This is a genomic window from Thermocrinis ruber, from assembly GCF_000512735.1.
Lineage (GTDB): Bacteria > Aquificota > Aquificia > Aquificales > Aquificaceae > Thermocrinis > Thermocrinis ruber.
The window spans coordinates 819,537-831,064 of the sequence record NZ_CP007028.1; the positions used below are offsets into that span (position 1 = coordinate 819,537).

11 protein-coding genes are annotated in these 11,528 nt (G+C 45.3%); 5 read left to right on the forward strand and 6 right to left on the reverse strand.

The genetic code is table 11. The features are described from left to right. The first annotated feature begins 1 nt into the window (after position 1). Positions 2-1,108 (forward strand): redox-regulated ATPase YchF, encoded by a 1,107-nt coding sequence (ychF, locus tag THERU_RS04490; RefSeq protein WP_025306083.1) that lies wholly within the window; start codon positions 2-4, stop codon positions 1,106-1,108. Here ychF and THERU_RS04495 read toward each other — a convergent pair. From THERU_RS04495 to THERU_RS04520, 6 genes are read right to left on the reverse strand one after another with little or no spacing between them, the layout of a single operon-like run. Next, complete coding sequence (locus tag THERU_RS04495) at positions 1,098-2,126, reverse strand: glycosyltransferase family 4 protein (RefSeq protein WP_025306084.1); 1,029 nt, start codon at positions 2,124-2,126, stop codon at positions 1,098-1,100. The genes ychF and THERU_RS04495 overlap by 11 nt on opposite strands. Then, a complete protein-coding gene (locus THERU_RS04500; RefSeq protein ID WP_025306085.1) occupies positions 2,123-3,049 on the reverse strand; it encodes an MBL fold metallo-hydrolase in 927 nt (308 codons plus the stop codon). The genes THERU_RS04495 and THERU_RS04500 overlap by 4 nt, the downstream gene beginning before the upstream one ends. Beyond that, positions 3,042-4,934, reverse strand: coding sequence for a 2Fe-2S iron-sulfur cluster-binding protein (locus tag THERU_RS04505; RefSeq protein WP_025306086.1), 1,893 nt, complete (start codon positions 4,932-4,934; stop codon positions 3,042-3,044). Before THERU_RS04505 ends, THERU_RS04500 begins: the two co-directional genes overlap by 8 nt. After that, positions 4,931-5,761 (reverse strand): GGDEF domain-containing protein, encoded by an 831-nt coding sequence (locus THERU_RS08315; RefSeq protein ID WP_025306087.1) that lies wholly within the window; start codon positions 5,759-5,761, stop codon positions 4,931-4,933. Before THERU_RS08315 ends, THERU_RS04505 begins: the two co-directional genes overlap by 4 nt. Beyond that, positions 5,761-6,333 (reverse strand): DeoR family transcriptional regulator, encoded by a 573-nt coding sequence (locus THERU_RS04515; RefSeq protein ID WP_025306088.1) that lies wholly within the window; start codon positions 6,331-6,333, stop codon positions 5,761-5,763. Before THERU_RS04515 ends, THERU_RS08315 begins: the two co-directional genes overlap by 1 nt. A gap of 5 nt (positions 6,334-6,338) precedes the next feature. Beyond that, positions 6,339-7,022 (reverse strand): SIR2 family NAD-dependent protein deacylase, encoded by a 684-nt coding sequence (locus THERU_RS04520; protein WP_245565792.1) that lies wholly within the window; start codon positions 7,020-7,022, stop codon positions 6,339-6,341. Positions 7,023-7,039: 17 nt separating this feature from the next. Between THERU_RS04520 and phnD the strand changes: the two genes are divergently transcribed. The 4 genes from phnD to THERU_RS04540 all read left to right on the forward strand — a co-directional run bounded on the left by phnD (position 7,040) and on the right by THERU_RS04540 (position 11,515). Next, positions 7,040-7,867, forward strand: a complete 828-nt coding sequence (phnD, locus tag THERU_RS04525; RefSeq protein ID WP_025306090.1) for a phosphate/phosphite/phosphonate ABC transporter substrate-binding protein — start codon at positions 7,040-7,042, stop codon at positions 7,865-7,867. Continuing rightward, the gene (locus THERU_RS04530) at positions 7,864-9,537 is read left to right on the forward strand and encodes a sensor histidine kinase (RefSeq protein WP_025306091.1); all 1,674 of its coding nucleotides are present in this window, start codon (positions 7,864-7,866) and stop codon (positions 9,535-9,537) included. The genes phnD and THERU_RS04530 overlap by 4 nt, the downstream gene beginning before the upstream one ends. Then, a complete protein-coding gene (locus tag THERU_RS04535; RefSeq protein WP_025306092.1) occupies positions 9,534-10,859 on the forward strand; it encodes a sigma-54-dependent transcriptional regulator in 1,326 nt (441 codons plus the stop codon). Before THERU_RS04530 ends, THERU_RS04535 begins: the two co-directional genes overlap by 4 nt. 152 nt (positions 10,860-11,011) lie before the next feature. Continuing rightward, positions 11,012-11,515, forward strand: coding sequence for an arsenate reductase (azurin) small subunit (locus tag THERU_RS04540; protein WP_025306093.1), 504 nt, complete (start codon positions 11,012-11,014; stop codon positions 11,513-11,515). Positions 11,516-11,528: the final 13 nt, after the last annotated feature.

Consider the following 11,528-nt stretch of genomic DNA (forward strand, 5'->3'; position numbering starts at 1 on the left):
CATGGGATTCAGCTGTGGAATAGTAGGGCTTCCCAACGTGGGAAAATCAACCCTTTTTAATGCCCTTTTGCAGTCGGCAAAGGCTCAGTCTGCCAACTATCCCTTTTGCACTATCGAACCCAACGTGGGCGTGGTAGAGGTGCCAGACCAAAGGCTCTACCACATAGCCCAAAAGGAGAGGTCAAAAAAGATCACACCCACCTTCATAGAGTTTTGGGACATTGCGGGCTTGGTAAGAAACGCCAGCAAAGGGGAGGGTCTGGGTAATCAGTTCTTGGCAAACATCCGAGAGGTGGATGCCATAGTTCAGGTTCTGAGATGCTTTGAGGACCCGGATGTGGTGCACGTAGAGGGAGAGGTTGACCCAATAAGGGACGCCCAGATTATAGACTTGGAGCTTATAGCCAAAGACTTGGAGACGGTGGAAAGGAGGTTAGAAAAGGTTCAAAAGATGGCAAGGCTTGTAGACAAAAAGGTAAAAGAGGAGCTTGAACATTTGGAAAAGATAAAGGCAGTCCTTGACAGAATGGAGCCTCTGAGGAGGCACAAAGAAGAGCTTGGAGAGGAAACCATAGAGTATGCAAAGAAGACTCTATTTCTGCTTTCTATCAAACCCATCATGTACGTTGCCAATGTGGGAGAGAAAGATTTGCCAGAGGGCAATGAGTGGTCCGAAAAGGTAAAGGCTTACGCAGAGCAAGAGTCTGCGCCGGTGGTGGTTATGTGCGCCAAGCTTGAGGCAGATTTGATCGGATTAGAAAGTCAAGAAAAGCTTGAACTTTTGAAGGCTTACGGGCTTGAAGAACCGGGATTAAATAAGCTAATAAGGGAGGGTTACCGTCTGCTTGGACTTATAACCTTCTTTACTGCCGGCGAGAAGGAAACCAGGGCTTGGACCATTAAAAAGGGCACAAAGGCACCACAAGCGGCGGGCAAGGTTCACTCGGATATGGAAAGGGGCTTCATAGCGGCGGAGGTCATCAACTACGAAGAATACAAAAACCTCCCATCCCTCAGCAAGGCAAAGGAGCTTGGTTTAGTAAGGTTAGAAGGCAAGGATTACGTGGTTCAAGACGGAGACATAATGTACTTTAGGTTCAATGTGTGAAAATCTCAAGAATTTTGTTTATTGTCCTTTGGGCGGAAAACTTTTCCCAATATAGCTTTTGGGAGTTTTGGGAGAAGGTTTCCCAGTTCTCCAGAGCTAAGGAGAGCTTTTCCTTAAGTGCCTCTGGATTTCCTCTTTCAAAGATGTAGCCGTTGAAACCTTCTATTACCGCCTCCTTTTGCCCTCCCGAGTCGGAAACTACCAAGGCACAGCCGCTGATTAGCGCTTCAAGGGCAACCCTTGGGAAAGCTTCCTCTCCCTTTGATGGAATAACGCATACATGGGCTTGGGCGTAGTATTTTTCCACCTCTGGGGTATAGCCCACAAAGAGAAAGTTTTCCCGGTAGTTTTGGACCATAGCCTTCAAATCCGCCTCCGCCCTTCCGTTGCCCACAAAGATGCATTCAATGGGATAGCCCTTTTTTAAAAGCTCCAAACAAGCATTTGCCAAGTCAAAGACACCCTTTCCTTCATCCAGCTTGCCCACAAAAAGAACCTTTAGCTTGCCGTTCTTTGGTTTTTGAGTAGCTTTGAACCCGTCCTCCTCTATGACGTTGTAAACCACCTCCACCTTTTGCGGTGGCACGCCTTCCCTTATTAAGTTTTGCCTAACATGTTCGCTTACCGCCAAAAATTTATCCACAAAGGGAAAGACAAACTTCCGGACTGTCCACTCTCTCATACGGGACATGTGCCTGAAGAAAAAAACCTTACTACCCGCCAACTTTCCGCAGTAAAGAACATCTGGATACTCCTTTCCGTTGTTGGCTACTACAATATCCGGCTTTTCTGAACTTATTGCCCTATACAGCTTTATCATGCTCGGCAGTGTTAGGCTGTGGGGAAAGGGTATGTAAAGCTTTCTTACAAAGTCTGTATTTTTATCCATAAAACTGCCCTTGGCACATATTAGGGTTATGTCAAAGAAATCCTTCAGGTATTTTAACATGCTTACGGTGTGGAGCTCTGTGCCTCCAAAGTTTGGGTTTGGATTGCCGTTAACCCAAAAGACCCTCAATCTTCCTCGTAATCCAACTGGTTATAAACCGCAAAGATGTTGGCGTTGTAAAATTCGTTATACATTTTGTAGTCCTTAAAGGGATTTTCCGCCAGTGCTTGCCTTATCTCGTCTACACTTTTGCCCTCTTCTTTCATCTTTTTTACCCTCTCCCTAAGAAAGGTAAGGTAGTTCAGAGTATCATCTATGGCATCCTTTTTGAGAGGTTCGTTGTGCCCGGCCAGGATAACCTCCACATCCATACCTTTGAGCATCCTAAGAGCCTTTATCCATCCTCCTACACTGGCGTTTCTGTCCCCTGCGAAAATGATCCTTTTGTAGCTAACCAAATCTCCCGCAAAGAGCACCCTCTCCTTTGGCATATAAACCACAAGGTCGTTGTTAGTATGGGCACTGTGTTTGAGGGGAATAAGCTTAAAGGTGTATTCTCCCACCTTTAGTTCTGTGTCTTCCTTTACCACTATATCTGGTGGCACCAAAACCACATTGTCAAAGAGACCCTTGAACCTCTGCTTGGCACCATCCAGAGCCATCTGGGCTTGACCGGATTTGTATTCCTCCATCAAAACATGGTGGGCTATTATCTTTGCTCCAAGCTCTTTGTATGTTTTTGCACCATACCAATGGTCTGGATGGTAGTGGGTTATTATGGCATACTTTATGGGTGCCCTTTTGACCCTGTATAGGTTCTCCACAAACTCCTTTGAAAGCTCAGGAGTAGACAGTGCATCCACCACCACCCATCCTTCTTTGGTTAGCACCGCAAAGGCGTTGGACATGAACCCCCTGTTTTCCAAAGAGGGCAGGGCATCCACACCTCTAACCATGTAGATGTTCCCCGAGACCCTTTTTAGCTTCATCTCGGGGGCAAAGGCAAAGGCAAGCACCACAAAGAGCAGAGTAAGTTTAAAGAGCTTATACATTTTTTACTCCCTCATAAAGGTTGTTCTTTTCATAAAGCTTTGAAAGGTTTGCGCTCCTTCTCGTTAGCCAATTGCTCCTGTATAGATGCACCTCCACCAGACCTTCCTGAGGGAACAGTTCCTCAGAGAGCCTGCTTATACTTCCACCCTTTGGAAGGCTATCCAAAAGGCCCTTTAAAAATTCCTGAAGGCTACCACCCTCGGGCAAAAAGCCTTTTGTTTTCCTTTTACCCATGAGGGTTGAGTAGGTCCCTTCCTCCTCTCCCATCAAAAACATGGGCACCCTAAAGTAGGACAGGGAAGATAGCCCATCTAAGAAGGGAGAGAAGACCACAAAGTGTTCTACCTTTTCCCTAAGCTTGGAAATTCTTTCTGAGCCATAAAGGTCAAAGAGGTCCTCTCCAAAGATCAGAAGGTTTCTTACCCTTCCCTCCTCCACATGCCTTATTATGCTCTCTATGGGAGTGAGCTCCTCCCAAGAAAAGTTCCCAAGCACGCCCAAAAAGTTCGCCTCTTTGCAGACCAGCATAACATCCCAGCCCTTTTCCTCTTTAAACTTTCTAACCTTTGCACCCCACTCCTTGGCGGACTCTCCAAAAACACCCTCTAAGTTAAAGATCAGCAAACCTTTGCCATCAAGCTTTTGGACATCTCCCCAGCTTATCACCTCTGGGTTTAGCTTTGCGTCCCTTTCCACATTGCCCACCTTGAAGACCTTACCCTTTATGTAATAAGAGAGCACCGGTGCTGTGGAGGTTAAGTCCTCTCCCACCAACAGAAACTGGGAATAATTCTTGAGCTCCTCAATGCCTATGGGCTTATACTCTCCGTAGGTTTGCAAGAAGGGATAGAGGTTGGCGGTTAATGTGGTGCTAACCAAGGCGGAGCTTCTTTGGGCAATCTCCTTAAGAAGGGCTAAGTTTTCGTTGCTGAGGTATCCAGATATAACTATGGCGTTGGTGCCCTCACCCTTTAGGTAGGTGGCAAGGATCTGGGCGGTGTTGCCAAAGGTCTCCTCTTTACCAAAAAGCTGGGGCTTTCTTAACCTGCTGTCGTTCAAAAGGTCGTAGCCAAAGAAGGCTTTGGCACATATATCCAAGCTATCGGTAGGCTTCGTTCTATACACCTTTTCTTTGGACCTCCAGTCTCCCACGCCGTATTCTATTTGCACCTCACAACCCACTGGGCAAAGGTTGCAGGCAGTTAGGTCCCTTTTCAGTAGCCAGCTTCTGGTCCAGTACTTGAAGGGCTTTGAGATTATGGCACCCACTGGGCATACATACACACAGATCCCACACATCTCACAGGTGGAGGTGTCCATAGGTCTTTGGGCGGGTGCTATGTTTGCCTGAAAGCCCCTCTCTTCCACATACAGAGCCCTTGCACCCACCACATCGTCGCACGCCCGGGTGCATCTATAGCACACTACGCATCGGTTGGAGTAATATTCCAAAAAGTCGCTCTCCCAGTCCAGCTGATGCCTCTCCTTCTCAAGGGCAGAGACGGGAACTATTTGTTTTTGAGGTCCAAAGAGGGCACCATAATTTTGCAGGTCGCATTCTCCCGCTTTGTCGCATATAGGACAGTCTAAGGGATGCCTTGTCATGAAGGCTTGCAAGAGGTATTTTTGATTTTCCACCACCATAGGATGCTTGGTGGATATAACCATCCCCTCTTCCACGGGTGTATTGCAAGAGGTTATAAGCCTTCCCGTCTTCTCGTTATATACAATGCACATCCTGCAGGCACCTATTATTCTCAACCTGGGATGATAGCAAAAGTAAGGCACATCTATACCTGCATCCAGCAAAGCCTGAAGCAGGGGCTTGCCTTTTTCTACCTCAAGGGTCTTCCCATCTACTGTTATAGTAACTATAGATGTCATGCACTTTCCTCCTTAATATCTATAAGATAGGATAACCCATCTGCCTTTAAAACTGCAACTTTAGATTTTCCACTTTGCTTGGCTTGGTAAAGGGCTTTATCCGCCCTTGCTAAAACCTCCGAGTATGATTTGTCATTGTCCGAAGGTTGGCTTGCACCTATACTAACAGATAACTTTGTAAAAAATTGGATACCGCTCACACATTTAATAATTCTTAAAGCAACCTTTTCTCCATACTCTATGCTTGTGTTGGGTAATACCATCAAGAATTCGTCTCCACCCCATCTTGCTGCTGTATCTGAAGACCTTGTGTGCGCCCTTATACACAATGCAACTTTTATTAGTGCTTCATCTCCTGCGGTATGCCCATAATTGTCGTTTATTTCCTTTAGGTTGTCCAGATCTATGAAAAGCAAAGTATAAGGCTGTTTGTATCTTTTCCATAGGTTGTGTGTTTTTTCAAGGAAATTAAGCATAAACTTCCTATTATACAGTTGAGTTAAATTGTCAATGAAGCTAGACCTAATATTGTTTATATTGGTTATATTAACCACACTTTCGTAAAACATTCCCCCCCATGGTATAACACCATATCCTCTTAAATAAGATTCAAATTCAAGATCTACTATATCAAATCCACTTTCTTTTCCATATACAGGGCATTTTATACCACGCTGATAACAAGGTGTTTCTAAGTTGTATAGCACTTTATAGCATTCTTTTCCAATTATTTCTCCAAACATATTCTTTGCGGTTTGATTGGCTGCCACAATTCGGTAATTGCTATCTATTATTAAAGATGGCAGAAGCCTTTCTATACCTTCCATTACCTTACCTCAAATACCACTTTTTGTCCTCTTTTCATAAGCTCCTCCACTACCTGTACTGCAGACTCAAAATCAAAGACCTTTCCTCCAAAGCCTTTTGCAAACTTCTCCGCGTCTTCTTTATTGCCAAAGGCTATGGCGGAGGGACTACAGCAGGGCACCGCCGAAGAATCTACCACATACCAAGCGGAAAAGCAGTTAATTGGATTGCCCGATATAAAGTCTCGGGTCATGCAAGATTGGACTTCATTGCCCTGAAGTTCCTTAAAGAGAAGAAGCCCACAGTGGGCACAGCAGGCGTAAACTGTTTTACCCGTAAGCCTATACACAAACTCCAACCGTTTGTCGGATAGTTTCCCACAGTAAGCACATACACCTATCTCTTGAACCTGCTTTTCTTCCTCCTTTTTCAAAAGAAGCTCCCCGTGTCTTCTTATGATCTTTCCTTCCCTCTCCAACTCCCTAACATCCCTGTATATGGTCATGAGGGAGACGCCAAAGTGTTCCGCGAGGGTTTTAACACTGTTGTATCCCTTTGCTATCAGTTCAAGTATCTGTTCCTTCCTGTTCATTTGTACTATAAATTTAACATGGTCTGTATAAACTTTTCAACTCCCACCGTTGCCTTTTCCCTTATAACTATGTCCGCTATCTCGGATATGGGAGTGCTCTCTGGGTTTATTTCTACCACCTTGGCACCATGCTGTTTTGCCACAAAGGGAAGAAGTCCCGCCGGATAGACAACTCCCGAGGTTCCTACCACCAAAAATACTTCGCAGGACTTTGCCAAACGCTCAGCCTCTTCCAGAGCATCCATTGGCAAGCTCTCTCCAAACCAAACTACCGCTGGCCTTAAAAGCCCATTGCAAAATTTACACTTTGGAGGTATCTCCCTTAAGGGTACCTCGTAATTCTCATACTCCTTTCCACAGCTTGTGCATCGAACCCTCCATATGTTCCCATGAAGCTCTATGACCTTCTTTGCGCCCGCCCTTTGGTGTAAGCCATCCACATTTTGAGTAATTATTACAGCATCTATCTGTGCCAACAGCTTGTGAGCCTTGTTGGGCTGTGCTTTGCTTATAAGCTGTCTTCTCCAATCATACCATTCCCAAACCAGTTTGGGATTTTTTCTAAAAGCCTCAGGCGTTGCCAACTCTTCGGGCTTGAAGTTCTTCCAGAGCCCTTCCTTACCCCTAAAGGTGGGAATACCGCTCTCCGCAGACACACCCGCCCCCGTTAAAACCACCAAATTCATCATAAATTTAATTTTTAACCATGATCGTCCTTTTTGCACTCTTGCTGAGTGTTCTTTTAGCCTTTGGTAGGGATATAAAGGTAGGATTTACCGCGGTCATCACAAGGGAAGATGTAAAAACCATAAAGGACTTTTTGGACTACCTTTCAAGGAAAACGGGCTTTAGCTTTAGTCCAGTCTTTGCGAGGTCCTACGATGAAATGGATTTTTATCTTTTCAACGGAAAGGTTGATTTGGCTTACATCTGCGGTGCTCCATATGTGGAAGGGCACAAAAAATACGGTTATTACCTCGTCGCGGTCCCACTTACCTCCGATGGTCCCTACTACTATTCCTATGTTATAACCAAAAAAGACAGATCTTATCGGTCAATCCTTGATTTTGAAGGAAAACCTTACGCCTTTTCGGACCCAAAGTCCAACTCAGGTTCCGTTGCCCCCACTTACTTTCTTCTGAAAAACGGATACTCTCCCACTGAGTTTTTTAAACCCTTGATATACACTTACTCCCATTACGAGTCTATAATGGCGGTCTATAAGGGATTTGTGGAGGGTGCCAGCGTAGATAGCATAGTCTATGAACATACCAGTTTAGTGGCACCGTATATCACCAACAAGCTTAAAGTTATCCAGAAGTTTGGACCCTTCCCGGCCACACCTATTGTAGCAAGCAAAAGACTGGACCCAAATATAGTAAAAGTGGTAAAGAGAACCCTTTTAGAGATGCATCAGGATGAGGAGGGAAGGAAAATCCTAAAGAATATGGGCATATTGGGCTTTACCTACCTTGAGCCAAAACATTACGAAACCATAGCCCATATGATAAGCTACATAAAGAAAATTAGATGAAGGCTTTTGCTGAAAGGCTCAGAAAAGCCAGCATAGGACTAAAACTTTCCCTCACTTTTGTTTTTGTAATCGCCCTCTGTTCTCTACCTATGTCTTTGCTAACCATAAACTATCTGAGCAACAAACTAAAACAGCATGTGATGAACACCATTGAAGAGTCTGTACAATCTCAAAAGGATGAACTCATAGAGCTTATCCTTATGGAAAACTACTGGAGAGCCTTTAACAAAATTGAAGCCCTCTCTCAAATACCAGGTGTAAAGGAGGTGGTCCTTGTGGATGCCAACAACCGCGTAATCGCTTCTTCAAAACCAGAGGAGAAGGTAGTGGGAAGATACTTTTCTAGCAGCACAGATTACCTAAAAATCCCCATAGAAAGCTATTCATACACTATAGGCTATCTCTACTATCAGATCAAAAGGGAATACATAGAGGGTATCGTATCTCCCCTTAGGTTTATTACCTTGGCTTTTACTTTCTTCTTTACCCTTGTGGGCGTGCTCTTGGGAGTGTTTGTTTCCCTTAGAATAAATGAAAGGCTAAGGCAGGTGAGGGAAATGATAGAGGAGTTTAAAAGGGGAGGTATGCCCACCAAGAAGGATTTTTGGGAGAGGGATGAGTTAACCGAGTTGGCAGACTTTGTGCATAAAAGCTTGAGCGACCTTAAGGGTATCTTTTCCAACTTGGAGTTTGCAAGAAACTTTTATGAGAGCCTGTTTAACACCCTACAGGAGATCGTTCTAATATTAGATGAGGCGGGAACCATATACTTTTGCAACAAGGCAGTAGAGAACTATGGCTTTTCAGTGGAGAGCCTGCTTGGAAGAAAGGTGGGAGTGCTTTTGGGAGGACCGAGGGAAAGAAGAGAGGTAAGGGAGAGCATAAGGCAGAAAGGAACCTACACGGGCGTGGTAAAGCTCAGAAACAAGAAAGGGGAAGAGAGCTACGCCTTGGCGGTCTTGGTGCCTTGGGTGGATGCCTTTATCTTTACCCTAAAGGATATAACGGAGCTAAAAAGGTCCGAGGAGTTGGTAAAGAGGATGGAGGTTTTTTCCTTGCTTGGGGAGATGAGCGCCTACCTCGCCCATGAACTAAAAAATGCCATCCTCCCTCTGAAGCTTTTATCTGAAGTAAGCGAATGGAACGAGGACGATATAAAGGTGGTTAGGGCTTCAATAGAGAGGGTTGATAAAATAGTGAGTAGCTTTTTACAGTTTGCCAGACCTGTAGAGGAGAAAAAAAGAGAGTTTAGCTCCTGGCAGTTGGTGGAGGATGTGTTAAAGATCTACGAGCCCGCCATAAAGAAGAAGGACATAGACTTGGTTTTGGATGTGATGGACTTTAAACTATACACCAACAAAACCGCTTTGGAGATCATCCTCAGCAACCTACTCAAAAACGCCATAGAGGCAGTAGATGAAAAAGGTAGGATAGAAGTTTCCCTCAGGAAAGACGGAGAAAAGACAATCCTTATGGTAAAGGACAACGGGCACGGGATACCCAAAAAGCACATAAAGAAAGTCTTTGATCCCTTCTTTAGCACAAAGCGGGACAGCACTGGGCTTGGTCTTTCTACGGTAGCCAGGTATGTGCAAATGCTTGAGGGAAAGCTGAGCGTTTTCTCCGAGGAAGGAAAAGGTTCTACCTTTTTAGTGGAGGTGAAGGCATGAGAGTTATAGTGGTGGATGATGATTTTGGGGTTTTGCATTCTATAAAAAGGGTCCTCAGTTCAAAGGGCTTTGAGGTGGTTGCCCTGCAGTCCCCGGAGGGCTTGGAGGAGTATCTGCCAGAGAGCAACCTACTTTTGATGGATATAAGGTTGGAGGGTGAGAGGGGGACGGATGTGGTGGAGAAACTGAGGGCAAAGGGTTTTAACATTCCGGTGATCTTTATAACCGCCTATGCGGATGCGGACGCGGTGGTAAATGCCTCAAGGCTTGGTGCGGTAGATGTATTAAAAAAGCCCTTTAGTAGCCAAGAGCTTTTGCAGGCGGTAAAAAACGCCCTGGAGTTTGTTCCAAAGCTTGAGCCCTCTTACAGCAGGGAATTAAAGGTAATTGGCTCCTCAAGGGCTATGTTTGAGGTGTTCAAAAAGGTGGGCTTAGCCTGTCAAAATGATCTGAATGTTTTGATAACAGGAGAGACGGGGGTAGGAAAGGAAGTTGTTGCCAAACTCATCCATGAAAACTCTCCGAGGAGAGAGGGACCCTTTGTAATACTGCACTGCCCAGCCATACCCTGGGACCTCTTTGAGGCAGAGCTCTTTGGTTATGTGAAGGGAGCCTTTACGGGCGCATTGGTGGATAAAAAGGGAAAGGCTAAGTTGGCGGAGGGCGGAACGCTATTTTTGGATGAGATAGGGGATTTACCCTACAAGCTCCAAGCCAAGCTTTTGGCTTTTGTGGAAAGAAAGAGCTTTTTCCCCTTGGGTAGCTCAAAGGAGGAGAAGGCAAATGTAAGGCTCATCTTTGCCACCAACAGGGACCTAAAAAAGATGGTGGAAGAGGGAAAATTCAGAGAGGACCTATACCACAGAATAAGCCAGTTGGAAATACACGTGCCACCACTCAGAGAAAGAAAAGAGGACATAAAACCCTTGGTGGAATACTTTGTAGCCCTTGCCAACGCCGAGTTGGGAACGAGCGTGGAGGGAGTGGAGGAGCAGGCACTAAGAAAACTCATGGACTATTCCTTTCCGGGGAATGTTAGGGAGCTAAAAAACTTAGTCTATAAGGCAGTGCTTGAAACAAGGTTTGGAAGGATAAAGGACTTTGCCCTTCAGGAGGAAAAAAAACATTCTTCTTTTGAGAAAGCTTTGGAGCTTTTGCTTGATGCGGTGCCAGAGGAGGAACTTCCAAACCTCCTTGAGAGGGTGGAGCTATACCTTATAAAAAAGCTTCTTGAAAGATACTCAGGGAACAAATCCAAAGTGGCGAGCCTTTTGGGAATATCCAGAAACACCCTGGAAAGCAGACTAAGAAACCTCAAGTAAAATCTGCTCAATTTTTGAGCACCCATTGTCAAAATTTGAGCATTCTCGGGGAGGTTTCCTTTTGAAAAGTCTTGATTTTTCAATGTTTTAAAACTGGCACGAAGTTTGCAGTATATAAAAAGCGAAACCCGTTAGGAGGTGTGATGATGTTTATGACTAAGATTTCCAGAAGGACCTTCATAGGGGGGAGCGCAATGATGGGCGCTCTCTTGACCTCGCCGGAGCTGGTGAAGGCCCTTACGAGCCAGCCCTACCCAAGGGTAAAGGTGGCAAACATCAGGAACCTGAGGGTAGGCGAGCCTGTTAGCTTTAACTACCCAGATGAGCACTCTCCCGCAGTGCTCATCAAGCTTGGAGAAAGGGCTTATGGCGGTGTGGGACCGGATGGGGATATAGTGGCATTCTCTTCCCTATGCACCCACATGGGCTGTCCTGTTAGCTATTCCAAAAAGCGGTTTGTGTGTGCGTGCCACTACTCTATGTTTGATCCCGCAAAGAACGGACAGACCTATCAAGGGCACGCTTCTGAATGGCTCCCTCAGATAATCTTACGCTTTGAGCCAAGCACAGGAGACATATACGCGGAGGGAGTGGAAGGGCTTATTTGGGGAAGAGTTAGAAATGTTTTGAAAGCTACAAAAACTACCAAAAAATAAAGGAGGTGTAAGC

Bases quoted from the DNA above. Each gene is read 5' to 3' on its own strand.
- ychF (WP_025306083.1), top strand. From the start codon at position 2: ATGGGATTCAGCTGTGGAATAGTAGGGCTTCCCAACGTGGGAAAATCA.
- THERU_RS04500 (WP_025306085.1), bottom strand. From the start codon at position 3,049: ATGTATAAGCTCTTTAAACTTACTCTGCTCTTTGTGGTGCTTGCCTTT.
- THERU_RS04505 (WP_025306086.1), bottom strand. From the start codon at position 4,934: ATGACATCTATAGTTACTATAACAGTAGATGGGAAGACCCTTGAGGTA.
- THERU_RS08315 (WP_025306087.1), bottom strand. From the start codon at position 5,761: ATGGAAGGTATAGAAAGGCTTCTGCCATCTTTAATAATAGATAGCAAT.
- THERU_RS04515 (WP_025306088.1), bottom strand. From the start codon at position 6,333: ATGAACAGGAAGGAACAGATACTTGAACTGATAGCAAAGGGATACAAC.
- THERU_RS04520 (WP_245565792.1), bottom strand. From the start codon at position 7,022: ATGATGAATTTGGTGGTTTTAACGGGGGCGGGTGTGTCTGCGGAGAGC.
- phnD (WP_025306090.1), top strand. From the start codon at position 7,040: ATGATCGTCCTTTTTGCACTCTTGCTGAGTGTTCTTTTAGCCTTTGGT.
- THERU_RS04530 (WP_025306091.1), top strand. From the start codon at position 7,864: ATGAAGGCTTTTGCTGAAAGGCTCAGAAAAGCCAGCATAGGACTAAAA.
- THERU_RS04535 (WP_025306092.1), top strand. From the start codon at position 9,534: ATGAGAGTTATAGTGGTGGATGATGATTTTGGGGTTTTGCATTCTATA.
- THERU_RS04540 (WP_025306093.1), top strand. From the start codon at position 11,012: ATGACTAAGATTTCCAGAAGGACCTTCATAGGGGGGAGCGCAATGATG.